The sequence below is a fragment of the Geomonas sp. Red276 genome, assembly GCF_054784495.1.
On the sequence record NZ_BLXW01000005.1, the window covers coordinates 115,430 to 141,142 of the forward strand.

Sequence of the window (25,713 nt, forward strand, 5' to 3'; positions counted from 1 at the left end):
ATCACCCTTTCGCGAGCTCCCCCGTTTCCAGCCGCTTGATGCGGTCGCGCAGCTCGGCGGCGCGCTCGAACTCCATCGCCTTGGCCGCGGTCAGCATCTCCTTCCTCAGCTTCTTCACCAGCTTCGGAATGTCCTTCACCTTCTCGACCTCGTCCGGAACCGTCGGCACCGTCACCCAGTCGCGCTCCTCCGGCGCCTGCAGTGCGTCGCCGATCACCCTCCGGACGCTTTCCGGGGTGATGCCGTTCTCCACGTTGTAGGCGGTCTGCAGCTCGCGGCGGCGGAGCGTCTCATCGATGGCATCCTGCATGGAGCCGGTCACCTTGTCCGCGTACATGAGGACGCGGCCGGAGACGTTACGGGCGGCGCGCCCGCAGGTCTGGATGAGCGAGCGGGTGGAGCGGAGGAACCCTTCCTTGTCGGCATCCAGGATGGCCACCAGGGAGACCTCGGGGAGGTCGAGCCCCTCCCTCAAAAGGTTGATCCCGACCAGCACGTCGAACTCGCCGAGCCTGAGCTCGCGGAGGATCTGCATCCGCTGGAAGGTATCGATGTCGGAATGGAGGTAGCGGACCTTTACCCCGAGCTCGCGGTAGTAGTCGGTCAGTTCCTCGGCCATCCGTTTGGTCAGCGTGGTCACCAGCACCCGCTCGCCGCGGAGGGCGGTCTCCCGCGCCTCGTGCAAAAGGTCGTCGACCTGGCCGGCGGCCGGACGCACCTCGATGGCGGGGTCGATGAGGCCGGTGGGACGGATCACCTGCTCCACCACCACGCCTCCCGAGGCCTTCAGCTCGTAATCGGCCGGGGTGGCTGAGACGTAGATGACCTGGCTAAGCTTCTTCTGGAACTCCTGGAAGGTGAGGGGACGGTTGTCCAGCGCGGAGGGGAGCCGGAATCCGTAGTTGACCAGGGTCTCCTTGCGGCTGCGGTCGCCGCGGTACATCCCCCCCACCTGGGGGACGGTGATGTGCGACTCGTCGATCACCATCAGGTAATCGGGGGGGAAGTAGTCGAGCAGGGTGTAGGGGGCCTCCCCCGGGGCGCGGCCGTCGAAGTGGCGGGAGTAGTTCTCGATCCCCTGGCAAAAGCCCATCTGCTCGATCATCTCGATGTCGAAGAAGGTCCGCTGCTCGATCCGCTGCTCCTCGAGGAGCATGTTCTGTCCCCGGAAGTAGCGGAGCCGCTCCTCCAGTTCGAGCCGGATCTGTTCGACCGCCCGCTCCTGGGTGGCGCGGGTGGCGACGTAGTGGGAGGCGGGGTAGATGGCGAAACGGGTGAGCTTTTGCAGCTGCACGCCCCGCAGCGGATCGATCTCGCCGATGGCGTCGATGGTGTCCCCGAAAAACTGGATCCGCACCGCCCGCTCGTCGTCGTGGGCCGGGAAGACCTCGACGGTGTCGCCGCGCACCCGGAAGGTGCCGCGGTGGAAGTCGACGTCGTTTCGCTCGTACTGGATGGCCACCAGGCGCTGCAACAGCTCGTCGCGGCCCAGCTCGTCCCCCTCCCTCAGGCGGATCTGCATCTCCTGGTACGACTCCGGCGAGCCGATCCCGTAGATGCAGGAGACCGAGGCGACGATAATGACGTCGCGGCGGGTCAGGAGGCTTCGGGTGGCCGAGTGGCGGAACTTGTCGATCTCGTCGTTGATGGACGAGTCCTTCTCGATGAAGGTGTCGGAGGCGGGGATGTAGGCTTCCGGCTGGTAGTAGTCGTAGTAGGAGACGAAGTACTCGACGGCGTTATGGGGGAAGAGCTCCTTGAACTCGCCGTAGAGCTGGGCGGCCAGGGTCTTGTTGGGGGCGAGCACCAGGGCGGGGCGGTTGGCGCGGGCGATCACCTGGGCCATGGTGAAGGTCTTGCCGGAGCCGGTGACGCCGAGGAGTACCTGGTGGCGGTCGCCGCGCTGCACCCCGTCGCTCAGCTCGTCGATGGCCCGCGGCTGGTCCCCCCGCGGCTGAAATCCGGTCACGAGTTCGAATTTTTCCATGGCGGGGATCATACCACGGAGCGTTGGGGGCTACAAGGGCGCCGGTCGTCGCAGGTCCTGTAAGGGGGACGTGTCCCCCGTAGCCCAACGGGCAAAGGGGGATCAGGGGGCGCAGGTCCTATGGGGAGGGAGCTGGTTGACGCTCAGCCAGTAGGTCATCACCTGCTTCAGGTCGTCGCAGAACTGACCGTAGTCGACCGGCTTTCTGATGTAGCTGTTGGCTCCCAGCCGGTAGCTGTCGAGGATGTCCTGCTCCTCGGTGGAAGAGGTGAAGATCACCACGGGGATGGCGCGGGTGCGGCCGTCCTCCCGGATCCTCCTCAAGACCTCGAGCCCGTTCACCTTAGGGAGCTTCAGGTCCAGCAGCACGAGCAGCGGCGCGATCGACTGGTCGCGGGTGGCGTGGCTCCCGGTGGCGAACAGGTAGTCCAGAGCCTCGGCTCCGTCGCGGGCCACCACGATGGCGTGCGGCATGTGCTTCTTTACCGCCCTCAGGGTCAGTGCTTCGTCGTCCGGGTTGTCTTCCACCAGCAGAATGGTCTTGTTCACGGGAATCTCCTGGAGCTAAGCCGTTGGGAAGCGGTTTTCCTATAGCAAAATCTCCATGAAAAAACAATCATTTTTAATGGGTGATTGATAAAAACAATTTTCATGGGAAGAGGCGGGGACGCTAAAGGTGTGCCGGCGGCTGCCGAAGAGCTCTCCACGCCCCTGCTGAGAGCGGGTTGACCGCTACCGGCCGCAACTGCTTGACTTTTTTCAGGCTTCGGTGCGATACTGGCAAAACTCATGAACTTAGCGAGAAAGGAGTGCTTATGTTCGGATTCGGGATGCCTGAACTGATCGTGGTACTTGTCATCGTGCTGGTGGTTTTCGGCGCCAACAGGCTACCCGAGATCGGCGGCGCGCTGGGAAAAAGTATCAGGAACTTCAAGAAAGCCTCTTCCGGAAAGGACGAGATCGAGATCAAAGCCGGTCGCGACGACGAGAAGAAGGAAAATTGATACCTTCCCCCCTATTCAGCAGAAGGCTCTCCACCAGCGGGAGCCTTTTCTGTATCTAGCCAACGAGCCCGCCGAACCGGTCCCCCGGACAGGGGGATATCCTTCCCCCACGCCGGCCAGGCCGCGGCCGGCTCGACCACCTGAGGGAGCACCATGACGGAGACGACACCCCAGCCCCGGCAGGGCGAGGCCGCCGGAGAGATCGCCGCCCTCCTCGTGAAGGAAGGGGTCATCACCTCTCAGCAGCTCGCCTACGCCCAGCGCGTCCACGGCAAGCTCCAGACCGCCAAGACGCTCATCGACGTGCTCCAGGAACTGGAGTACCTCACCCACGACGACCTCGCCCGCACCCTGCGCAAGAACTCCCCCTCGCTGAGGATCGGCGACTTCCTGGTGGAGCTCGGTTACCTGAGAAAGAGCGAACTGGAGGCTGCCCTCAACATCCAGCGGGAATCCACCGAGCGCAGGATGCTCGGGGACATCATCGTCGAGAACGGCTACATCAACGAGCGCAAGCTGATCGAGGTGCTCTCCTTCCAGCTGGGGTTTCCGGTGGCCGAGCTCGAGTTCAGGAAGCTCGACCGCAAGCTCTTTTCCCGGGCCCCGTTCCATGTGTTCCGCGAGGGGCTCTTCGTGCCGCTCGGGATCGAGAACGGCGTGGCCTCGGTCGCCTTCGCCAACCCGCTCGAGCAGCGGGCGCGGGTCACCGCCGAGTCCCTCTTCGGCCATAACCTCGAGCCCTCCATCGCCAGCCGCAAGGCGATCATCTCCGCCATCTCCACCGCCGAGACCAGCGCCGTCAGCGAAGAGGTCCTCGAGGCCGATGAAAACACGGTGGTGGGGATCATCAACAAGCTCTTCGACGAGGCGATGAGCCACGGGGCGAGCGACATCCACATCGAGCCGTTGAAGGACCGGCTCCGGATCCGCTTCCGCCACGACGGCGTGATGACCCCCCACCTCGAGCTTCCGCTGGAGATCGCGCCCCAGCTCTGCTCCCGCATCAAGGTCATGGCCCAGGCCGACATCGCCGAGAAGAGGCGCCACCAGGACGGGAGGATACTCTACGACAGCAGGCAGCACGGCTTCACCCTCGACCTGAGGGTCTCCTTCTACATCACCATCTTCGGCGAGAAGGTGGTCTTGAGGCTTTTGAGCAAGAAAGAGTCCATCCTGGACGTGAAGGAGATCGGCATGGCGCCCCGCATGCTGGACCAGTTCGTCGAGGACTCCCTCGAGGCCCCCTCCGGCATCATGGTGATCACCGGCCCTACCGGCCACGGCAAGACCTCGACCCTCTACAGCTGCGTCAGCAGGTTGAACAGCCTCGACACCAGCATCATCACCGCCGAGGACCCGGTCGAGTTCGTGCTGGACGGGATCGCCCAGTGCTCCATCAACCCCAAGATCGGGGTGACCTTCGAGGAGACCTTGAGGCACATCGTGCGCCAGGACCCGGACGTCATCGTGCTCGGGGAGATCCGCGATACCTTCTCGGCGGAGACCGCCATCCAGGCGGCGCTCACCGGCCACAAGGTGCTCACCACCTTCCACACGGTCGATACCATCGGCGCCATCCTTAGGCTTGTGCACATGCAGATCGAGCCGTTCCTGATCTCCTCCACCATCACCTGCGTGGTCGCCCAGCGCCTCCTTAGGCTCGTCTGCAACGACTGCGCGGAACCGTACGTGCCGACCGCGGCCGAGTTCAGCCGGCTCGGCTACACCGCCAAGGACCTCGGGGGGACCGAGTTCCGCATGGGGCGCGGTTGCAAGAGCTGCCGCTTCACCGGTTTCCGGGGAAGGATGGCGGTCTTCGAGCTTTTGACCATGAGCGAGGCGATGAAGGAAGGGATCATGCAGAACCGCTCCTCCACCGAACTCCGGAAGCTCGCGATGGAGACCCCGGGGATGGTCACCCTCTTCGAGGACGGGCTGGTGAAGGCGGCCAGGGGGCTGGTCTCCATCCACGAGGTGCTCCGCGACCTCCCGCGCGTCGGGGTGCCGCGGCCGTTTAGCGACCTGCGGCGTATCCTGGGGTGCTGAGACTGTTCGAACCATGGACGAGGAAACGAGATGAAGACATCGAATTCGCTGGTTGAAGTGGTCAAGGCGAGAATGGCGGCGGGAACCCCGAGCATACCGGTTTTCCACGCGGTGGCGCTCAAGCTTCAGCAGGTTTTGGCCCAGAAGGACTACAGCATCGAGGACGTCCACCAGCTGATCATCGCCGACCCCGGCCTCGCCTCCAACGTGCTGCGGGTGGCCAACTCCGCCTTTTACGCGGGGCTCAGCAAGGTGGAAACCATCAGGGAGGCGATCATCCGGCTCGGCGCCGGTGAGGTGACCAACCTGGTGATGCTGACCACCCAGCAGGATCTCTACCGCTCCCGGGACGCGAGGTTCGGGAGCCTGATGCAGACCCTCTGGCGGCACGCCCTGAGCTGTGCGGTGGGAAGCAAGTGGCTGGTCCAGAAGTCCGGCTACCCGGTCAAGGCCCAGGAGGCCTTCCTGGGAGGGCTTTTACACGACATCGGGAAGCTCTATCTCCTGAAGCTGATGGAGGGAGTCTGCAAGGAGGAGCAGTTCAAGGCCGCCGCCAACCTGGCGGTGTTGACCGAGGTGCTGGAGACCCTGCACGTGGAGGAGGGGCTCCGGCTGATGGTCCAGTGGCACATGCCGGAGGTTTACTGCGGGGTGGTGGCCGGACACGACGCCGACCAGTGGGATCCCGGCGACGTCATCCTGGCGGCCGTCCGGCTGGCCAACCTGACCTGCAGGAAGCTCGGGGTGGGGCTAAGGACCGAGGCGGACGTGGTCCTCTTCGCGAGCGCGGAGGCACGTGCCCTGGGACTGAAGGAGATTTCCCTGGCCGAGCTGGAGATCGTCATCGAGGACGCCCTGAAGACGCCGGTGGCCGGTAAAAGGAAGCAGGCGGCCTAGGCCGCCTTGTCGGGAAAGTAGAGCTTGATGGTCTCCGGGTCGAGCGGCTTGGGGAGCACCGCCAGCACACCCAGCTTGCAGCACTCCTCGAGCTCGCTGGGATCCTCCGAGGACGACAGCGCGAAGACGTTGAGGTCCTTGGTCCGCTCGTCACCGCGGATCCGCTGCAGCACCGTGATGCCGTCGATCTTGGGGAGCTTGATGTCCAAAAGGACGATCCGCTCGCTCCCCTCGCCCCCCTGGGGCCCCCCTTCGCCGAAGAGCAGGGAAAGGGCCTCCACCCCGTCCCTGGCCACCGTCACCCGGTGGAAACCCGCCTTGTTCAATGCCCTGAGCGACAGTTCTTTCCAGTTGGTGTCGTCCTCTACAAGCAGAATGTCCGCCTGACGCATGGTGTCTCCAACTCGTCCCGATACCTTGGCACGCCCCCCCTCGGGGGTGGTTTGCTGCGCCCCTCTCAGACCGTCCGGAGAATCTCTCCGGGCTGCGTCAGCTTCCTCTACCAGGAAAGTCTCTTCAGCGGATGTTCCTCTCTCTCAGATCGGGTCGGGAAAACTCAGGATATAGGCGAGTACTAACATTAAATTAGTTAAATTTGTTTATTCTCTATTTATCATTTGTTGCGGTCTATTGCAAGGGATTAATTTTGCCTCAGAAAGACTCCGCTGGCAGTCAAAGGGGCTTCAACTCATCCATTTCCTTGAAAATGCGATGATTATCCGGCGGCTTCTGGTCCTGAAAAAATTTCCGCTGCGGCAGCCGCTTTGCCTGTGTCGGGAAATTACTGATACAGTGATAGGGAAAATCAGCAATAATTAACAAAATATAATGCATCTGTTGTAAATCCGGTCGCCGAGCGTAATATTCTCCAATGAATCCACCAGCAGTCGCGGCATGACGGCTGAAGCGGAGGTGCCCGATGGCGGCTTCCTTGCTCTGGAGTTACCTGTTGGCGGTGGCCGCGGTGGTGACCGTCCTGTATAACCACCTGCTGCCGGCGGTGCTCTCGGGGCTGGCGGTTTACGTGCTGACCGCCAAGCTGGCCCGGCACCTCCCAGGGCGATGGGGGAAAAAGGCGCACGCGGTGGCGCTGGCCGGAATCATCCTCGTCGTGGCGCTGGCGGTGTCGGGCGGCTTCATCGGGCTCTGGCTCTTCGTACAGGGGCACGAGGGGATGGGGGAGCTCATGGGGGCCGCGGCGGAGCGGCTGGAAGACCTGAAGCGGAGCCTCCCCGCATGGCTCACGCCCTACGTGCCGGACAGCATGGAGCAGGTGCGGCAAAAGGTGGCCACCGTGCTGGGAGAGCACAGCCGCAACCTGTCTCATGCCGGTGTCTGGGGGGTGAGAACCGTCGCCCACGTCCTCTTCGGCCTGGTCATCGGCGCGATCGCCGTACTGCACCGCTTCCAACGGGACAAGCCCCAGCCCCCGCTGGCCGCCGGGCTGGAGGGGAGGCTCGGCAGGCTGACGGAAGCCTTCGAGAAGGTGGTCTTCGCCCAGGTGAAGATCTCGCTTTTGAACACCGTGCTGACCACCCTCTACCTGGCGGTGATCCTTCCTTTGTGCGGGGTGCACCTCCCGATGGTCACCCTCCTGATCCTGTTGACCTTCGTGGCCGGCCTGCTCCCGGTGGTGGGAAATCTGATCTCCAACAGCATTATCGTCCTCCTCAGTCTCGGAGAATCGCCGGCCGTCGCCCTGGCCTCGGTCGGATTCCTGCTCTTCGTTCACAAGCTCGAATACTTCACCAACGCGAAGATCGTGGGGGGGCGGGTCGATGCGAGCGCATGGGAGCTGCTGACCGCCATGCTCGTGCTGGAGGCCATCTTCGGTATGGAGGGGATGATCGCGGCGCCGATCGTCTACGCCTGGCTCAAGGCGGAGCTGACGGAGCAGGGGTTGGTGTAAGGGGAGCGGAAGAGCTTCCAGAGCTGCGGGTAGGGGAGGCCGGCGGGCGTCCGAGGCTAGCTAACCCCCTTGGCGGCGGACTTGGCCAGCCGTTGGCCGAGGTCGAAGGCCTTTCGGCAGTCGTTGGGGAAGATGATGGTGTGCCGCTTCTTGCGCTCCTCCGGGTCGAAGTATTCGAAGACCACCTTGCCGTAGTCCTCGAACTGCAAGGTCTCGTTGCAGATGAGGGTTTCGCAGGGGCCGAAGACGCGAGTCAGGTAGTTCTGGTTCATCCCCAGGTGGACGGGGTAATGGAAGTCCTTCATGGTCTCTTCGGAGACGTTCATGGTGTACACGAAGGCGGTGGGGATCCGGCGGCTGAAGAGGGAGGTGGGGGGGCTCGTGTAGGCGAAGTACTGGAAGAGGAGCCGTTCCATGAACGAGCGCATCTCTCCGGTGACGGTACCGAAGTAGATCGGCGAGCCGAGGAGGAAGGCGTCGGCGGTGGCCAGTTTCTCCAGGACCGGGGAGAGGTCGTCCCTCATGGCGCAGACTCCATAGCTTTTCCCCCCCTTCAGTTTGCAGGCGAAGCAGCTCGAGCACCCCTTGTAGGTGAGGTCGTAGAGATGCACGATCTCCGTTTCCGCCCCGCGGGAGCGCGCCCCTTCCAGGGCCTTTTCCAATAAGGTGGCGGTGTTCCACTTTTTCCGCGGACTGCCGTTGATGGCGATGATTTTCATGCGGTCACTCCCGTACGCTCCGTTCCTTCCGGCTGAGCAGCCCCACCCTCTTTTCACATCTTGGCGGAGAGTCTCGCGAATTCCTTCTTGGACCTCACGATGCAGTCCTCGATGGCCATCCCGGCGAAATAGTTACCGGTCACGAAGAGCTTGCTGTCGGCAATGGCGCGGTCGATCTCGCCCGTGAGGGCGCCGTGGCCGACCACCGGGGAGGGGAGGCGGCTTTCACGCTCGACCACCTGTTCGAGCTCTGCGGTCTTTACCCCCAGCACCTCGGCGATCCGCTTCAGTTTCCCCTCCAAGGGAAGCCGGCCCGCCTTGAAGTGGAAGGCGAAGCCGCGGTACTCGGGGTGGGAAAGGGTGTCACGGGAGACGGCCGAGTAGAAATCGTCCTGGGGGGCGATGATGCCGGCGAGCAGGGGGACCGAGAGCTTCGCCTTCTTGACGGCAACGCCCACCGTCTCGATGGTCTCAACGCTGATCTTCCCGAGGGCCTGGGCCAGGGGGGGGGAGATCTCCCCGACCAGCTTGGACCCTTCAGGCGGCGGCACCGCGATGGCTAGACGGGCGGTCTCGAAGCTCCTTCCGTCGGAGAGCTCGACGACGTACTGTTCGCCGCTCTTGGCCATCCGGGTGATGGTGACGCCGGTGGCCAGGGTGAGGCCGGGGATGGCCGACAGGGTATCGGTCACGCTGGAAAGCCCCCCCTTGAGGGTATAGCTCTTGATGACGTCCTTTCTCCGGGGGCGCTTGTTGAAAAGCATGTCGGCGGGGAAGTCGTTGGCCCGCTGGGAGATGACCGCGTTGAAGGCGGGGGCGAAGACCCGCTGGAAGTTTTTGCTCCCCACGATGCGGCCGTAGTAGGAGGCCACGCTCTCCCCTTCCTTCTTGAGGCTGAAGATCCGCCAGGCCGAGGTGAAGAGCTCGGGGAAGGAGAGCTGGGAAGCGATGCTCTTGATCTCGTTTCCTACCAGCATCCTGAAGGAGAGTTTCTCGCGGGGAAGGATGCTCCCCATGAGCCCGTATTGCTCCATGAGCCCGATGAGACCGCCGTAGGAGTTGTAGCAGGTGTGGGCGCCGAGTTCCAGCCAGAACCCTTCCGCTTCCCCCTGGAAGCGGTGGGAGTGGAAGCAGCCGCCGGTGCGGTTGCCCTTTTCCAGCACCAGGGTGGTAAGTCCGGCGGTGGTGGCGTAGCTTGCCAAGCTCAGGCCGCTGATGCCGGCGCCGACGACGATGAAGTCGTATTTGATCATGGGGAAGGGCTCCTTTGCGGGGTACCCCATTCTCCCCTCCCTTCGGCAGAGAGCGACGCCGCGGTGGCCGTCGTGGGAAACTCCGGGGCAGGTCACGGAGAACGGGATTGCGAAATGTAATGAGACGGAGTCGAAGCCGGATAAGTTCGCCTATTTAAGCGTGAGGATGCGGTAATGTCAACTGTTTACAACGGTTGACAAGGCCGGAGGCAGCCATTACATTCTGGGGAGAATCTTCCAGGACGAGAAAGGATCGATCTCATGGCTCAAAGGGACTACTACGAGGTACTCGGCGTCAAGAAAGGTGCCTCGATCGACGAGATCAAGAAGGCCTACCGCAAGCTGGCGGTCAAGTACCACCCCGACAAAAACCCCGGTGACAAGAAGGCCGAGGACCGCTTCAAGGAGATCAATGAAGCATACGCCGTCCTCTCCGACCCCAAGAAGAAGGAGCAGTACGACCAGTTCGGTTCCACCGATTTCCACCAGCGTTTCTCGCAGGAGGACATCTTCCGCGGTTTCGACGTCGGCGACATGTTCAAGGGGCAGCAGGGGTTCGGTACCGAAGACATCTTCTCCAGGATCTTCGGCGAGGCCTTCCGCCGCCAGCGGGGCGGCGGCCACGGACGTGGCGCCGGCACGGGCGGCATGGGCGGAATGGGTGGCATGGGCGGCAAAGGGGACGATTTCTCCATGGAGGTCCAGGTCACCTTCCGCGATTCCTATGACGGCGCCGAGAAGCGGGTGGCCTTCATGAGGGATGGCAACCGCGAGGAGCTCTCGGTCAAGATACCTGCCGGCATCGAAAGCGGTGCCAAGCTGCGGGTGGCGGGACGCGGGGGCCCCGGCCGCTATGGCGGGCCCTCGGGGGATCTCTTTCTCACCGTGGTGGTGGGGCCGGACCCCCTGTTCCAGCGTGAGGGGAATGACATCGTGCTGAACCACGAGATCAGGTTTTCCCAGGCGGTGTTGGGGGGAGCCATCGAGGTTCCCACCATGGAAGGGACCAAGCGAATCAAGATCCCGGCCGGCATCCAGACCGGCACCAAGGTGCGGCTCAAAGGGCTCGGTTTCCCGCTGATGGGGAAGCAGGGGCGCGGCGACCTGTACGTGAAGATCGCGGTGCACGTCCCGGAGAAGCTTACCGGGCGGCAGCGGGAGCTCGTCGAGCAACTGGCCGCCGAGGGGATGTAAGAGGCCAGCACGGTAGCGAGACCCCCATCCTCGCCCCGGCCCTCCCCTGGACGGAGGGCCGGGGCGGAAGGGATAAGGAGATAGTGGGCGGACAGGATGAAAAAAGGGCTGAAGGTTTTGGGGATCGTTCCCCACCTTCAGCCCTTTCCGTTTTCAGCTATCCCCGCCCGGATTTACTGCTTGATCTCGATGGCAGCGGAGTTGCGGAGGTCCTTCACCCACTGGGCGAAGCGCTCGTCCGATTTCTTCTTGTAGAGGATGTCCTCGATCTCCCCTTTCACCTCGTCGAACGGCTTGCCGGCGCTGACGGTCTTTTCCTCCAGCTTGATTATGTGGAGACCGGCGGGGCTCATGACCACCGGGCTGATCTCCCCCGGCTTCATGGCGGCCACCGTGTCGCCTATTTCGGCAACCATGTCGGAGCGTTTGAAGGTGCCGAGGTCCCCGCCGTCCTTGGCGGCGTTGGGGTCGCTGCTGTACTTCTTGGCCAGCTCGGCGAAATCCTTCCCTTCCTTGGCCTGCTTCAGCACCTCGTTGGCCTGCGCCTCGGCCTTGGCCAGCGATTCGGCGTTGGGGTTCTTGTCCAGCTTGAAGAAGATGTGGCGGGCTCGGTACTGCTCGTCCGCCCCGTAGCGGGCGCGGTTGGCGTCGTAGTACTCGTGCAGCTCCCGTTCCCCCACCTGGATCTTGCTCCGGACCTCCTGGCTCATGAGCCTCAGTCGCTCGAGCTGCTCCTTGAGCTGCGCCTTGTACTGCTCGAAGGTGCTACCCTGGGCGGCCAGTGCTTGGACCAGCTGGGCCTGGGTCATGTTGTTGTTCTGCCGGCGGACGTCGTCGATGGCGGCCTTGACCTCCTCGTCGGAGACCTTGATGTCGAGCTCCTTGATCTTCTGCTCGATCAGGCGCTTGTCCACCAGGCGGCTAAGCGCGGCGCTCTTCAATCCCATCTTCTCGGAGGCGGGGAGCTTCTCGGTCTCTTTGAGCAGCTGGGCGTACTCCTTGTCGACCTCGAGCTTGGTGATGATGTCCTCGTTGACGGTGGCGGCGATGCCGTCGATGACCTGCGCGGCGTGTGAAGGGAGGGAGGGGAGGAGAAGCAGTGCTGCCAGGGCGATGCCCGGAATGATCTTTGACATGGTCGTTCTCTATGGTGCTGGTTAGCAAAAGCGGCCGGACTTTCGCCCGGCCGCCTGGTTCCCGATTATCTGGTCGCTGCTACGGTTTCTTCGGCTGCGCCGGCTGGGCAGGCTCGGCCGGTTTGGCTCCGGCCCCGGCGCCACCCTCGGCGCCGCCGGTCTTCAGCTGCTTGAGGGCGTCTTCCTTGATGTCGATCTTGGCGCTTTTCTTCAGGTCCTCTTTGAGTTTCTTGAAGACTTCCTGCTGCTTCTGCGGGAGGATGGCCTGCTTGATCTGGTCCTTGACCTCCTCGAAGGAGCGGGTGCCGGCCGGACGCTTGCCGGTCAGCTTGATGATGTGGTAGCCGAACTTGGTCTTGACGATACCCGAGATCTGCCCTTCCTTGAGGCCGAAGGCGACGTTCTCGAACTCGGGGATCATGGAGCCGCGGCCGAACCAGCCTAAGTCGCCACCTTTCTGGGCGGCACCGTCCATGGAGTATTTCTTGGCGAGATCTTCGAAGTTGGCGCCGGCCTTGAGCTGCTTCTCGATGTCCTTGGCCTGTGCCTCGTCCTTCACGAGGATGTGGCTGGCATGGATCTGCTCGCCGGTTTTGAACTTGTCGATGTTCTTGTTGTAGAAGTCCTTCAGTTCGGCGTCGCTCAGGTTGGCCGACTCCTCGACCTTCTTCTTGAGGTAGGCCTCGACGATGACGCGTTTCTTCAGGTCCTCGAGCTTGGCGGCCACCGCCTCGCTCTTGTCGATGCCGTCCTTCTTGGCCTGCTGGATGATGAGGTCGCGCACCACCATGGTGTCGAGCATCTCCTTGCGCCCTTCCGGCGTTTCGGTCATCGGCTTCAGGTAGGGGGGGAGGTTCTCCTGCTCCCGGTAGAAATCCTGGTCGGTGATCTTCTCGCCGTTCACCTCGGCGATGACGACGCCGCTCGACTCGTTCTTGGTTTCGCCCGCCTCTTTCTTGCATCCGGTCACGGCCACGCAGAGGGCGAGGGCCAGCAGGATGCCAGTTTTCCTGAAGTGCACGGTTAGCTCCTTTTTTTCGTAAATATATTCAAATCCATGAGACGCTAGCATAATCACCCCAGGCATTTCAAGACATTTCTGGCCTCGTTGAGGACCCCGTCGAAGGAGCTGTCGGCGACCTTCGCGTAGAGCCGGAAGTCAGGCGTGAAGCGGTATTTCCCCTTCTCTTTCCTCAAGAGAGCCATGATGGCGTCGGGGGAGACCGGGGTCCTTTCGTGGAAGGCGAGCCCGAGCTCGTCGCCGGCCAGCTCGATCTCCTTGACCAGGAACTTCTTCAGGAGCACGCGGAGCCGCATCACCTCCAGGAGATAGACGGCGGCCTGCGGGAGCGCCCCGAAGCGGTCCACGAGCTCGGCCCGGATGTCGTCGATCTCGGCCTCGTCGGCCGGCTGGGTGAGTTTCTTGTAGATGAGGAGCCGCTGGTTGGGGTCCTTCACGTACTCCTCGGGGATGAAGGCGGGGACCTTCAGCTTGATCTCCGGCTCGATCCGCTCCGGCATCTCCTCACCCTTGAGGGTCCTGACCGCCTCGTCGAGGAGCTCCGCGTAGAGCTCGTAGCCGACCGCCGCGATGTCCCCCGACTGCTTCGCCCCCAAGAGCTCCCCGGCGCCGCGGATCTCGAGGTCGTGGGTGGCGATCCGGAAGCCGGCGCCCAGCTCGGTGATGTCCTGGATGATCTTCAGCCGTTCGCGCGCGTCCGGCGAAATGGCCCCCTCGCCGGGGATGAGGAGATAGGCGTAGGCGCGCTGCTTGGAGCGGCCGACCCTCCCCCGCAACTGGTAGAGCTGGGAGAGCCCGAAGGTGTCGGCCCGGTTGATGATCAGCGTGTTGGCGGTCGGGATGTCGATCCCGCTCTCGATGATGGTGGTGCAGAGAAGGAGGTTCGCCTCGCCGTGCATGAAGGAAAGCATCACCTTCTCGAGCTCCTTCTCGGCCATCTGGCCGTGGCCCACCACGATGCGCGCCTCCGGGACGATGCGGCGGAGCTCGTCCGCCATGGCGCCGATGGTCTGCACGCGGTTATGGACGAAGAAGACCTGGCCCCCGCGGCGAAGCTCCCGTAGGACCGCCTCCCGGATCAGCTCGTCCGAGGAGCGGGAGACGAAGGTCTTGATGGCGAGCCGGTCCACCGGCGGGGTGTCGATGATGGAGAGGTCCCGGATTCCCATGAGCGACATGTAGAGCGTCCGCGGGATCGGGGTCGCGGTCAGGGTGAGGATATCCACCACGGCGCGGAACTGCTTGAGCCTTTCCTTGTGGGCCACCCCGAAGCGCTGCTCCTCGTCGACGATCAAAAGCCCCAGGTCCTTGAAGACGATGTCCTTCTGCAAGAGGCGGTGGGTCCCGATGATGATGTCCACCTCCCCCTTCTTGACCCCTTCCAGGATCTGCTTCTGCTCCTGGGGGGTGCGGAAGCGGGAGAGCATCTCGACCCGCACCGGGTAATCCTTGAGGCGGCCGGAGAAGCTCTCGAGGTGCTGCTGGGCGAGCACGGTGGTGGGGACCAGGATGGCGACCTGCTTCCCGTCCAGGGTGGCCTTGATGGCGGCCCGCATGGCGACCTCGGTCTTTCCGTAGCCGACGTCGCCGCAGACCAGCCGGTCCATCGGGCGGGTGCTCATCATGTCGGAGAGCACCTGGTCGATGGCCGAGGCCTGGTCGGGGGTCTCCTCGAAGGCGAAGGAGGCTTCGAACTCCCGGTACATGTCGTCGGGCGGGGTGTACTGGAACCCCTGCTGGACCTCGCGGGCGGCGTGGATCTTCAAAAGTTCCGCCGCCATCTCCTGGACCTCGCTTCTCGCCTTGGCCTTGGCCTTTTCCCAGCCGGCGGCACCCAGGCGGTCGAGCCTGGGCTCCACCCCTTCGGCGCCGACGTAGCGCTGCACGAGGTTGATGCGGTCGACCGGGAGGTAGAGCTTGTCCCCGCCGGCGTACTCGAGGAGCAGGAAGTCCCCCTCCATCCCGGTCAGGGCGATGTGCTCGAGCCCCCGGTAGATGGCGACCCCGAAGTCGATGTGGACCATGTGGTCGCCCGGCTTGAGCTCGGCGAGCGAGGTGAGGAGCTGCTTCTTCCTCGCCTCGGAGAGCCCGCGCCTTTTCACCCTCTTGCCGAAGATCTCCTCCTCGGCGATCACCACCAGTTTTTCGGCCTGAAGCCTAAAGCCGCGCGAGATCTCGCCGATGAGGATCTCCACCCGGCCGGGGGGGCGCTGGGCGGCACCCGGGAAGCGCTCCTCGGAGATCTCCAGCGGGAGGCGGTAGTGGGAGAGGAGCTCGTAGAGGCGCCGGGCCTGCCCCGGCTGGTGGCAGGGGATGAGCACCCGGTTCTGGGCCGCGATCCAGGAGACGATCCGGTCGGTGAGCGGCGCGAGCCCCCGCTCCCCTTCGGTGTTGAGCTCCGGTTTGAGGTCGGCGTTTCCCTGGGTGGCCAGGCGGATCACCTCGCCTCCCGCCCCCTCCAGCTGGAGGCGGGGAAGGAGGAGCCGGCGCCCCTGGGCGAGCCTCTCTTCGAGGAGGGCCGGGGAGTGGAAGAGCTCCGCCGGGTCGCAGGTGATGGCGTCGCGGAGCTCGGCGCGGGTGTAGGCCGCCTCGAGCTCCGCGCTGAAACGCTCGGCCGCCTCGGCCAGGGCCTCGGGATCGACCCCGACGTAGACGGCATTCGCCCCGGCGTAATCGAGGACGCACTCCAGGTCGGGATGGAAAAGGGGCTGCAGGAAGTCGATGCCGGGGGGGTAGATGGCGCTTTGCAACTGCTCCAGGAGCTCCCGGCGGCGGTCGGCGCCGATCCCCAGGTGGTCGCAGCGCCGCTTGAGCCGGGGGGCGAAGGCCTTGAGCACCTCCTCGGAGAGGATCACCTCGCGGGAGGGGAGCAGCACCAGCTCCTCCAAGGGCTCCAGGGAGCGCTGGGTGACCGGGTCGAACAGGCGCATGGTCTCCACCAGGTCGCCGAAGAACTCGACCCGGACCGGCTTTTGCTGGTCGGGGGGGAAGATGTCCAGGATGCCGCCCCGGACCGAGAAGCTCCCGCGGTCCTCGACGACCGGGACATGGGAGTAGCCGAGCTTGACCAGCTTGGCCACCAGTTCCTCGCGATCGATCTCCTCGCCCGCCAGGAGGTACTGGCAGACTTCACCGAGGGTCTGGCGCGGGATGACCCGCTGCAGCAGGGAGGAGAGGGGGAGGACCAGGGCGCGTACCCGGCCGTCCAAAAGGCGCACCAGGGCGTTCAGCCGTTCCCCGACCACGTCCGGATGGGGCGATGCGGTGTCGAAGGGGGTGACGTCCCAGGAAGGGAAGCCGAGGACGGAGTCCGGGTGGCTCGCGTAGAAACGGAGTTCCTGCGCCAGTTCGTCGGCCCCCTCCTGGTCGGCGGTCACCACCACCAGGGGGAGGGCCATCTCCTGGGCGAGCCGGGAGAGGAGGTAAGCCGGGGCGGACCCCTCGAGCCCGGATACGCTGACGAGAGCGGCGGGTGAGGCGAGTTGCCCGGTTATGCGGCGTATGTAATCGGGATCAGGCATGGTCATCACGAATGGAGAGGCCGTTCCGGTAGGAGGAACGGCCCGATCAACCATACCACAGTGGGCATCCCCTTTGGCAAGAGGGATCGATAAAAAATATAAAGTAAATGGCCGGTGCTGCCGAAAACGTAGGTATGTGCCGCGAACACCGGGCTATCGCGCAAAAAGGTGAACCATGAAAGACGACGAGATCATCCACTCAGACGTGCTCAACTACTTCAATGCCGAGTTCGACGCCCTCGATGAGCGGCTGAGAACCGGGAAGCTCGATTACAAGGAGCGCGTGCTGGTGAGCCGTAAGATCGACGAGGCGGTGCACCTGCTGGCCCCCTACGTGCGAAGCGACCCCCGTGCGCGACACCTGGTCAGGAGCGCGGAGGCGCTCAAAAAGGAACTGCTGTCGGTTCGTGAGATGATCGTGAAGCAGCTGAAGACCGAGGACCAGCAGGCCCTCTGGCAGGCCATCATGGAGCGCAAGGCCTCCGACCAGGGGGGCGACGGCCCCGATACCGCCCATTGAAGAGCCCGCTCCGGCCGGCGCCTCCCCGCGAGAGCGCCCGGCCGTCCTTAATGAATTTGCCTCCCCCTGCAAAAATCGCTTTACAATTCTCAAACCGTATATTATATATCGTCTTCCTGTGGAGAGATGTCCGAGTGGTTGAAGGAGCACGCCTGGAAAGCGTGTGTACGTTAACAGCGTACCGCGGGTTCGAATCCCGCTCTCTCCGCCATAATTTAAATTCTTTGCGGACAGATCTGATAGCTGGGTCCCGCGCAACGGAAGGTTATGAACCCCGTCAGGTCCGGAAGGAAGCAGCGGCAGTAACCGCCACCGTGTGCCGCGGGGTAGCCCAGCTATCAGCTCTTTCCGCAACCCCCCGCACTCCTTTCCCCGCTTTTCACTCTTCGTCATCACCATTTACAGCGACTTGAGCCAAGAGGTTTTCTCCCTTGTCCTATCTCGTCCTTGCCAGAAAGTGGCGTCCCCAGACCTTCAGCGACTTGGTCGGGCAGGAGCATGTCAGCCAGACGCTCAAAAACGCCATCGAGGGGGGGAGGGTCGCCCACGCGTTCCTCTTCACCGGCGCCCGCGGGGTGGGTAAGACCAGCTCGGCGCGCATCCTTGCCAAGGCCTTGAACTGCGAGTCCGGCCTCACCGTGGAGCCGTGCAACAAGTGCTCGGCCTGCCTGGAGATCACCGACGGCAACTCGGTCGACGTCTTCGAGATCGACGGCGCCTCCAACACCGGGGTCGACGACATCCGCGAGCTCAGGGACAACATCAAGTACCTCCCCTCCCGCTCCCGCTACAAGATCTTCATCATCGACGAAGTGCACATGCTGACCACCAACGCCTTCAACGCGCTGTTGAAGACGCTGGAGGAGCCCCCCGCCCACGTCAAGTTCATCTTCGCCACCACCGAACCCCACAAGGTCCCCATCACCATCCTGTCGCGCTGCCAGCGCTTCGACTTCAAGAGGATCCCGCTGCCGCGCATCGTGGCGAGGCTCCGCTACATCGTCGACCAGGAAGGGGTGAGCGCTTCCGACGAGGCGCTGACCGTGGTGGCGAGGAAGGGGGACGGCTCCATGCGCGACTCCCTCTCCACGCTGGACCAGGTGCTCGCCTTCTGCGGGAACTCGGTCTGCGACACCGAGGTGACCGCCCTTTTGGGGGTGGTGGACCGCCGGCTGATCACCGAGGCGACCCGCGCGGTCTTGGACGGCGAGGTGCGCCAGGTGCTGGAGATCGTGGCCCGCGTCGACTCCTTCGGCTACAGCATGCGCCAGTTCTGCCACGAGCTGATCGACCAGTTCAGGAGCATCTCCATCCTGAAGGCGGTGGGGAACGAGACCGGGGAGCTCCTCGATCTCTCCGAGGCCGAGCTGGAGGATCTCCGGCAGCTTTCCGCCGCCACCACCCTGGCCGACCTGCAGAGGCGGCTGACCCTCCTTTTGAAGGCCGAGGGGGAGATGGCCCATTCCGGCTTCCCCCGCCTCATGCTGGAGCTGGCCCTGATGAAGATGGCGACGCTCCCGCCGGCGGTCCCGGTGCAGGAGCTCCTGGCCCGGCTGGCCGCGCTGGAGGGGGGCGCCCCGATGGCACCCCGCCCGGCCCAGCAGGGGGCCCCGGTTCCCCGGCCGCAGGCGGCTCCGGCGGCTCAGCAGCCCCCCCGTCCCGCGCCTTCGGCGCAGCCGGTCGCGCGCGATCAGGCTCCGCCAAGGGGACAGGCACCTGCGGAGCCAGTCCCCACGCGCGCCGCGGCGCAGGCACCTTCCGGCCCCCCGGTCGACGAGGGAGATCTCTGGGGGAGCCTGGTCCGCTTCGTCAAGGGTAAGAAGCCGATGCTCGGTTCCGAGCTCGAGCAGGTCTACCCGGTTAAGGTCACCCGCTCCCACCTGGAGATCGGCTGCCTGGCCGGATCGTTCCAGTTGAAAAGGCTCCAGGACCCCGACCAGTTGAACGAGATCAAGGGGCTAGCCAAGCTGCACTTCGGAGGCTCGCCGGTAGTCAAGGTGGTGGCCCTGAACGAGGTCCCGGCCAACGCGCCTCCCACCCTGGAGGAAAAAAAAAGCCTTGAAGACGCCGAGCGGAAGGCAATCCTGAGGCGCGAGGCGGAGGGGCACCCGCTGGTGGCGGCGGCCGTGGAACTTTTCGACGGCGAGATAGCGGACGTGACGGAGCGTCCCAAGGAACTCCCTGAAACATAACAACGTTAGACGGTTTACGTTTACGACAATACAGAAACGGAGGAACGACGATGTCCAAAGGTTTAGCTCAGATCATGAAGCAGGCGCAGATGATGCAGCAGAAGATGGGGAAGCTGCAGGAAGAGGCGGCCCAGAAGACTGCCGAAGTAACCACCGGCGGCGGCGCGGTCACCGCGGTCGTCAACGGCAAAAACGAGGTCCTTTCCCTCACCATCAAGAAGGAAGCCGTTGACCCGGAGGACGTGGAAATGCTCCAGGACCTGGTGATGACCGCCATCAACGAGGCCCTCAAGAAGGTCCACACCCAGATGTCCGAAGAGATGAGCCGGATCACCGGCGGCCTCAGCATCCCGGGCCTTTTCTAAAGCTAAGGCAGGTTTGTACCGGCGGTTGAGAGAGGGCGCAGGCTGCATGCCGTGCGCCCTTTCGATTACCGGCTGCTGGTACAAAAATTTTTTTAGTGAAATCAACCAATAAAAAAATGTTTTATCCGCGGTGGGAAATATGCTACATTTTTCGGACTCGTTGACCCGGCTGGTGGGAGAGTTGAAAAAACTCCCCGGCGTGGGCGAAAAAAGCGCCCTCCGGCTCGCCTTTCACCTGATGAAATCGCCGGCCAACATGGAGGCCCTGGCGGAGAGCCTGTTGCAGGTGAAGGAGCGGGTCGGTTTCTGCTCGCTCTGCTTCGCCATCACCGAGACCGATCCCTGCTGGATCTGCTCCGGCGAGCGCGACCCCGCCACCCTCTGCGTGGTGGAGGAGCCCCAGGACCTCCTGGCCCTGGAAAGGAGCCGGGCCTTTAGGGGGCGCTACCACGTGCTGCAGGGGGCGCTCTCCCCGTTGAACGGCGTCACCCCGCGCGATCTGAGGATCGCCGAGCTTTTGGAACGGCTCAAAACGGGAGAGGTCCGCGAGGTGCTGATCGCCACCAACTTCACCGTGGAGGGAGAGGCCACCGCCCTCTACCTCACCAAGCTGATCAAGCCGCTGGAGATCAAGGTCACCAGGCTGGCCCACGGCATCCCGATCGGAAGCGACCTGGAGTACGTGGATGCGGCTACCGTCCAAAGGGCCGTCGAGGGGCGTTCGGAGCTTTAGTCCCGCCCCCCCTGGCGGCCCGTGTTTGTTCCCGTTTAATTGCTTTGAGACTACTGATTCGCTGAGATAGCAATTTCACCCCTAGCTTCGACCGGTTCTCTAAACCCAACAGGAGGAAATCAATGTCCCGCAGAATGGTAACAATCGACGGCAACACTGCAGCAGCCCACGTGGCCCACGCGACCAACGAGGTGATCGCCATTTACCCGATCACCCCGTCGTCGGTGATGGGCGAGATCTCTGACGAGAAGAGCGCTCGCGGCGAAAAGAACATCTGGAATACCGTCCCCTCGGTAGTCGAGATGCAGTCCGAGGGGGGCGCTTCCGGTGCCGTCCACGGCTCCCTGCAGGCCGGCGCGCTGACCACCACCTTCACCGCCAGCCAGGGCCTTCTTCTCATGATCCCGAACATGTTCAAGATCGCCGGCGAGCTGACCTCCACCGTCTTCCACATCTCGGCCCGCGCCATCTCGGCCGCCGCCCTCAATATCTTCGGCGACCACTCCGACGTCATGGCCGCCCGCGCCACCGGCTGGGCCATGCTCTGCTCCAACAACGTGCAGGAGGTCATGGACTTCGCCCTGATCGCCCAGGCCGCGACCCTCAGGTCCCGCGTCCCCTTCATGCACTACTTCGACGGCTTTAGGACCTCCCATGAGGTTCAGAAGGTCGAGGAGCTCACCTTCGACGACATGCGGGCCATGATCACCCCCGAGCTGGTGCAGGCCCACCGCGACCGCTGCATGACCCCGGACCGCCCGGTGATGCGCGGTACCGCCCAGAACCCGGACGTCTACTTCCAGGGTCGTGAGACCGTCAACCCGTACTACCCGAAATGCCTGACCATCGTCCAGGAGGAGATGGACAAGTTCGCCAAGGTGGTCGGCCGCCAGTACCAGCTGGCCGAGTACGTCGGCGCCCCCGACGCCGAGCGCGTCATCATCGTGATGGGCTCCGCCGCCGACACCGTCCAGGAGACCGTGGCCACCTTGAACGCCGCCGGCGAGAAGGTCGGCCTCCTCAAGGTCCGCCTGTTCAGGCCGTTCCCGGTCGACGCCATCGCCGCCGCCCTCCCGGCCTCGGTGAAGAAGATCGCCGTCCTCGACCGCACCAAGGAGCCGGGTTCCCTCGGCGAGCCGCTCTACCTCGACGTCCGCACCGCCATCGGCGAGGCGCTGGCCGACGGCAAGTGCACCTTCAAGCAGTACCCGACCATCGTCGGCGGCCGTTTCGGCCTGGGCTCCAAGGAGTTCACCCCGGGCATGGCCAAGGGGGTCTTCGACAACCTCAAGGCGGACAAGCCGAAGAACCACTTCGTGGTCGGCATCGTCGAGGACGTCACCAACTGCTCGCTCGACTACGATGCCAAGTTCGTGAACCCCTCCGCCGGTACCTACGCCGCCATGTTCTACGGCCTTGGCTCCGACGGCACCGTGGGCGCCAACAAGAACTCCATCAAGATCATCGGCGAGACCACCGACAACAACGTCCAGGCCTACTTCGTGTACGACTCCAAGAAGGCCGGCTCGGTGACCACCTCGCACCTGCGGTTCGGCAAGAACGAGATCCGCTCGCCGTACCTGATCAGCCAGGCCGACTTCGTCGCCTGCCACAACTTCTCCTTCCTCGAGAAGTACGACATGCTCACCAACGCCAAGGACGGCGCCACCTTCCTCCTCTGCTCGCCGTTCGAGCACGACAAGGTCTGGGACTCCATGCCGGTCGAGGTGCAGCAGCAGGTCATCGACAAGAAGCTCAAATTCTACGTGATCAACGCCATCGAACTGGCCGAGAAACTCGGCCTGGGCGCCAGGATCAACGTGATCATGCAGACCGCCTTCTTCAAGATCTCCAACATCATCCCGCTTCAGACCGCGCTCGCCTCCATCAAGGACGCCATCAAGAAGTCCTACGGCAAGTCCGGCGAGAAGGTCGTCGAGATGAACAACAAGGCGGTGGACGCCGCCCTCGAGAACATCTTCGAGGTGACCGTCCCGGCATCCGCTTCCAGCAAGCTCCACAAACCGCCGGTCGTCGGCGCCCACGCCCCCGACTTCGTCCAGAACGTGACCGCCATCATGATCGAAGGCTTGGGCGACCAGCTCCCGGTCTCCAAGATGCCGGCCGACGGTACCTTCCCGACCGGCACCTCGCAGTACGAGAAGCGTAACATCGCGGTCGACATCCCGGTCTGGGACGAGCAGCTCTGCATCCAGTGCGGCATCTGTTCCTTCATCTGCCCGCACGCCACCATCCGGATGAAGGTCTACGACGCCGACAAGCTCGCCGGCGCCCCGGCCACCTTCAAGTCCGCCGATGCCCGCGGCAACGAGTTCAAGGGGATGAAGTGCACCATCCAGGTCGCCCCGGAAGACTGCACCGGCTGCGGCGCCTGCGTCGCCAACTGCCCGGCCAAGTCCAAGGAAGACCCGAAGCACAAGGCCATCAACATGAAGTTCCAGGCCCCGCTCCGCGCTTCCGAGGCCGCCAACTACGACTTCTTCCTGGCGCTGCCGGACACCAACCCGGCCCTCGTCAAGCCGGAGACCCTCAAGGGCAGCCAGCTGATCACCCCGCTCTTCGAGTACTCCGGTGCCTGCGCCGGCTGCGGCGAGACCCCGTACCTGAAGCTCCTCTCCCAGCTGTTCGGCGACCGGGCCCTGATCGCCAACGCCACCGGCTGCTCCTCCATCTACGGCGGCAACCTCCCGACCACCCCGTGGGCCAAGAACCGCGACGGCCGCGGTCCGGCCTGGTCCAACTCGCTGTTCGAGGACAACGCCGAGTTCGGTTTCGGCATGAGGCTCGCCGCTGACAAGTTCAACCAGGCCGCTCTCGAGCTGCTCGCCCAGCTCCAGGGCTGCTCCTGCTCCGCCTGCGCCGGCATCAAGGACGTCATGGCCGAGATCGCTTCCGCCGACCAGGTCACCCAGGCGGGGGTCGAACTCCAGCGCGGCCGCGTGGCCAAGCTGAAGGAAGCCCTCGCCACCTGCAACGAGCCGGCCGCCAAGCAGCTCCTCCCGCTGGCCGACTACCTGGTCAAGAAGTCGGTCTGGATCGTGGGCGGCGACGGCTGGGCCTACGACATCGGCTACGGCGGCCTCGACCACGTCATCGCCTCCGGCAAGAACGTGAACCTCCTGGTCCTCGACACCGAGGTCTACTCCAACACCGGCGGCCAGGCCTCCAAGTCGACCCCGATGGGCGCCGTCGCCCAGTTCGCGGCGGGCGGCAAGCCGCAGGCCAAGAAAGACCTCGGCATGATCGCCATGGCCTACGGCAACGTCTACGTGGCCAAGGTCTCGCTGTCCAACCCGGCCCAGTGCGTGAAGGCCTTCATCGAGGCGGAAGCCTACGACGGCCCGTCCCTCATCCTGGCCTACAGCCACTGCATCGCCCACGGCATCGACATGGCCACCGCCGTCGAGACCCAGAAGCGTGCGGTCGCCTCCGGCCACTGGCCGCTTTGCCGCTACAACCCCGAGCTGGCCGAGCAGGGCAAGAACCCGCTCATCCTCGACTCCAAGGACCCGAGCATCTCCCTCGAAGAGTACGCCTACGGCGAGAACCGCTACCGCGTCCTCAAGAAGAACAACCCCGAGGCCGCCGCGGCCCTCATGGCCCGCTCCAGCGAGCTCACCGCCCGCCGCTACGACCTTTACAAGAAGATGGCGGAGATGGAGTTCGGGAAAGAATAGCTTGACACTCCCGGGGCCAATCCATAAAATCCAAGATGTGCCGGGAATCCTCCCGGCACTAATTAAAGCAGTCAGTAACAGGAGAACGCAGTAATGGCAAAAGGTGTAGTTAAGTGGTTCAACGACAGCAAGGGGTTTGGTTTCATCGAGCAGGATAACGGGGAGGACGTGTTCGTACACTTCTCCGCGATCAAAGGCGACGGTTTCAAGTCCCTTGCCGAAGGTGATGCCGTTGAGTTTGACGTGCAGAAAGGGCCGAAAGGCCTGCAGGCCGCCAACGTCACCAAAATTTAAAGCCGAGCTTTAAAGCGACCCAAAAGCCCCGGAGTGATCTCCGGGGCTTTTTTAATTGGGGTGACCCCGTTTCTCAAGTGGGAGGTTGCCCGCAGGCCTGCTGGCGGAAGGCTCGTCCGCAGGGCGTCACGAAGGTCCCCTCGCCCCTTGAGGGGAGAGGGTGGCCGAAGGCCGTGTGAGGGTAGGTTTTAGAGGTTCTCCCCGCAGCTGCCGGGGATGATGGCGGGAGCTATTCGATGCAGATCCCGATCGACCCCTTGCGGCAGACGGTGCGGTCGATCCAGAGGGCCCCCTCCATGCGGGTCCCGTCCAGCCGGGTCCCGCGCAGGCGCGCCTGGTTGAGCGAGGCGCCTTTGAGGTTGGCGCCGGAGAGATCGGCGAGTTCGAGGTCGGAGTCGGCCAGGTCGGCCCGCTCGAGGTTAGCCTGCTTCAAGTTGGCGCGGTTGAAGCGGACGCCGGTCAAATCCATCCCGACCAGGCTCAGGCCGCTCAGGTCGGTTCCCGACAGGTCGCGGGTGGTGGCGAGGATCCCCTGGACCTCGGCAGAGGTGAGCCTGCGGTTGGTGATCTTGGCGACCTTCCCTGCCGCGGCGCCGGCCTCACCTTTCTTCTGCGCCTTCGCCGACCGCCTTTTCTTCGCGTGAGTCTTCTTCGCCGCCTTCTTGGCCTTCGCCTCGGGAGGGGTGTTCGCCTCGCGGGCGAGAGCGGCCAGCTTCAGTTCCGCCTCCTTGAGGGCGGCGGCCTCGTCCTTGCCGCTTGCGGGGGCGGCAGGTGTCCCCGCGGCAGGCGACCCTGCCGCCGGGCCGGGGGCCGGGGGCGCGGGCCAGGCCGGGGCGGCCAGACTCAGGCCGAGGATGACGGGCGTGACGATACGGGCAAAGGAGGGTTTCATGATGCTCTCCCTGAAAGATGATTGGCTCACATGCCAGCCGGTGCCAGGGCACCGCTACAGCTACCTTATCGGCCCGGGCTGGAAAAACTGTATATCTAAACGAACCCCCCTCCCCCGCCCTTGTCCAGGTATTCCCTCTCCCCCGGGAGAGGGTGGCCGGAGGCCGGGGGAGGGAAGATTTTTAACCCCGCCCTCTCCCTGCCCCTTCGAGGGGAGTTCACCCCGTACCCGGTCCCTTCGTGAAGGGCGGAGAGGGGACCCGCAGGGGGAGGACGGATCTTCAACAACCCCGTGCCGTGTGAAAGGCCTCCCGGGTATGCTACTATTGAGGC

20 protein-coding genes, 1 tRNA gene and 1 other RNA gene are annotated in these 25,713 nt (G+C 63.9%); 13 read left to right on the top strand and 9 right to left on the bottom strand.

The features are described from left to right. Position 1 precedes the first annotated feature (1 nt). On the bottom strand, positions 2-1,987 hold the full coding sequence (uvrB, locus tag ACYVL5_RS05575; RefSeq protein WP_460594565.1) for an excinuclease ABC subunit UvrB: 1,986 nt from the start codon (positions 1,985-1,987) through the stop codon (positions 2-4). A gap of 102 nt (positions 1,988-2,089) precedes the next feature. Next, positions 2,090-2,536, bottom strand: a complete 447-nt coding sequence (locus ACYVL5_RS05580; protein ID WP_460594566.1) for a response regulator — start codon at positions 2,534-2,536, stop codon at positions 2,090-2,092. Positions 2,537-2,802: 266 nt separating this feature from the next. Here ACYVL5_RS05580 and ACYVL5_RS05585 point away from each other — a divergent pair, with 266 nt between their 5' ends. The 3 genes from ACYVL5_RS05585 to ACYVL5_RS05595 all read left to right on the top strand — a co-directional run bounded on the left by ACYVL5_RS05585 (position 2,803) and on the right by ACYVL5_RS05595 (position 5,934). Then, positions 2,803-2,991 carry a twin-arginine translocase TatA/TatE family subunit gene (locus ACYVL5_RS05585; RefSeq protein ID WP_460594567.1) on the top strand — a complete coding sequence of 63 codons (189 nt, stop codon included), beginning with the start codon at positions 2,803-2,805 and terminating at the stop codon, positions 2,989-2,991. Between the two features lie 153 nt (positions 2,992-3,144). Next, positions 3,145-5,037 (top strand): GspE/PulE family protein, encoded by a 1,893-nt coding sequence (locus ACYVL5_RS05590; protein ID WP_460594568.1) that lies wholly within the window; start codon positions 3,145-3,147, stop codon positions 5,035-5,037. 30 nt (positions 5,038-5,067) lie between these two features. Further along, positions 5,068-5,934, top strand: coding sequence for an HDOD domain-containing protein (locus tag ACYVL5_RS05595; RefSeq protein WP_460594569.1), 867 nt, complete (start codon positions 5,068-5,070; stop codon positions 5,932-5,934). Here ACYVL5_RS05595 and ACYVL5_RS05600 read toward each other — a convergent pair. Then, on the bottom strand, positions 5,931-6,326 hold the full coding sequence (locus tag ACYVL5_RS05600; RefSeq protein WP_460594570.1) for a response regulator: 396 nt from the start codon (positions 6,324-6,326) through the stop codon (positions 5,931-5,933). The genes ACYVL5_RS05595 and ACYVL5_RS05600 overlap by 4 nt on opposite strands. A 527-nt stretch (positions 6,327-6,853) precedes the next feature. Between ACYVL5_RS05600 and ACYVL5_RS05605 the strand changes: the two genes are divergently transcribed. Next, on the top strand, positions 6,854-7,843 hold the full coding sequence (locus tag ACYVL5_RS05605) for an AI-2E family transporter (protein WP_460594571.1): 990 nt from the start codon (positions 6,854-6,856) through the stop codon (positions 7,841-7,843). A 56-nt stretch (positions 7,844-7,899) separates the two neighbouring features. Here the strand turns inward: ACYVL5_RS05605 and ACYVL5_RS05610 are convergent, their stop codons facing one another. Further along, the gene (locus ACYVL5_RS05610) at positions 7,900-8,562 is read right to left on the bottom strand and encodes a flavodoxin family protein (protein ID WP_460594572.1); all 663 of its coding nucleotides are present in this window, start codon (positions 8,560-8,562) and stop codon (positions 7,900-7,902) included. 53 nt (positions 8,563-8,615) lie between these two features. Next, positions 8,616-9,815, bottom strand: coding sequence for a protoporphyrinogen/coproporphyrinogen oxidase (locus ACYVL5_RS05615; RefSeq protein ID WP_460594573.1), 1,200 nt, complete (start codon positions 9,813-9,815; stop codon positions 8,616-8,618). Positions 9,816-10,076: 261 nt separating this feature from the next. Here ACYVL5_RS05615 and ACYVL5_RS05620 point away from each other — a divergent pair, with 261 nt between their 5' ends. Continuing rightward, positions 10,077-11,009, top strand: coding sequence for a molecular chaperone DnaJ (locus ACYVL5_RS05620; protein ID WP_460594574.1), 933 nt, complete (start codon positions 10,077-10,079; stop codon positions 11,007-11,009). 173 nt (positions 11,010-11,182) lie between these two features. Here the strand turns inward: ACYVL5_RS05620 and ACYVL5_RS05625 are convergent, their stop codons facing one another. From ACYVL5_RS05625 to mfd, 3 genes are all read right to left on the bottom strand, one after another. Continuing rightward, complete coding sequence (locus ACYVL5_RS05625) at positions 11,183-12,145, bottom strand: peptidylprolyl isomerase (protein ID WP_460594575.1); 963 nt, start codon at positions 12,143-12,145, stop codon at positions 11,183-11,185. Between the two features lie 79 nt (positions 12,146-12,224). Further along, entirely contained in the window at positions 12,225-13,166 is a 942-nt protein-coding gene (locus tag ACYVL5_RS05630; protein ID WP_460594576.1) for a peptidylprolyl isomerase, read from the bottom strand. Between the two features lie 53 nt (positions 13,167-13,219). Beyond that, positions 13,220-16,693, bottom strand: coding sequence for a transcription-repair coupling factor (gene mfd, locus ACYVL5_RS05635; RefSeq protein ID WP_460594612.1), 3,474 nt, complete (start codon positions 16,691-16,693; stop codon positions 13,220-13,222). A 169-nt stretch (positions 16,694-16,862) separates the two neighbouring features. Here mfd and ACYVL5_RS05640 point away from each other — a divergent pair, with 169 nt between their 5' ends. The 8 genes from ACYVL5_RS05640 to ACYVL5_RS05675 all read left to right on the top strand — a co-directional run bounded on the left by ACYVL5_RS05640 (position 16,863) and on the right by ACYVL5_RS05675 (position 24,489). Further along, entirely contained in the window at positions 16,863-17,207 is a 345-nt protein-coding gene (locus ACYVL5_RS05640) for a hypothetical protein (RefSeq protein WP_460594577.1), read from the top strand. A gap of 120 nt (positions 17,208-17,327) precedes the next feature. Continuing rightward, a tRNA-Ser gene (locus ACYVL5_RS05645) sits at positions 17,328-17,418 on the top strand. Positions 17,419-17,448: 30 nt separating this feature from the next. Beyond that, positions 17,449-17,547: signal recognition particle sRNA small type (gene ffs / locus ACYVL5_RS05650), an RNA gene on the top strand. 91 nt (positions 17,548-17,638) lie between these two features. After that, on the top strand, positions 17,639-19,399 hold the full coding sequence (dnaX, locus tag ACYVL5_RS05655) for a DNA polymerase III subunit gamma/tau (protein WP_460594578.1): 1,761 nt from the start codon (positions 17,639-17,641) through the stop codon (positions 19,397-19,399). A gap of 50 nt (positions 19,400-19,449) precedes the next feature. Next, a complete protein-coding gene (locus tag ACYVL5_RS05660) occupies positions 19,450-19,764 on the top strand; it encodes a YbaB/EbfC family nucleoid-associated protein (protein WP_460594579.1) in 315 nt (104 codons plus the stop codon). Between the two features lie 139 nt (positions 19,765-19,903). Continuing rightward, positions 19,904-20,497 (top strand): recombination mediator RecR, encoded by a 594-nt coding sequence (gene recR, locus ACYVL5_RS05665; RefSeq protein ID WP_460594580.1) that lies wholly within the window; start codon positions 19,904-19,906, stop codon positions 20,495-20,497. Positions 20,498-20,619: 122 nt separating this feature from the next. Next, positions 20,620-24,195 (top strand): pyruvate:ferredoxin (flavodoxin) oxidoreductase, encoded by a 3,576-nt coding sequence (gene nifJ, locus ACYVL5_RS05670; protein ID WP_460594581.1) that lies wholly within the window; start codon positions 20,620-20,622, stop codon positions 24,193-24,195. 93 nt (positions 24,196-24,288) lie between these two features. Beyond that, the gene (locus tag ACYVL5_RS05675) at positions 24,289-24,489 is read left to right on the top strand and encodes a cold-shock protein (RefSeq protein WP_460594582.1); all 201 of its coding nucleotides are present in this window, start codon (positions 24,289-24,291) and stop codon (positions 24,487-24,489) included. Positions 24,490-24,718: 229 nt separating this feature from the next. Here the strand turns inward: ACYVL5_RS05675 and ACYVL5_RS05680 are convergent, their stop codons facing one another. Next, on the bottom strand, positions 24,719-25,381 hold the full coding sequence (locus tag ACYVL5_RS05680) for a pentapeptide repeat-containing protein (protein WP_460594583.1): 663 nt from the start codon (positions 25,379-25,381) through the stop codon (positions 24,719-24,721). Between the last annotated feature and the right edge of the window lie 332 nt (positions 25,382-25,713).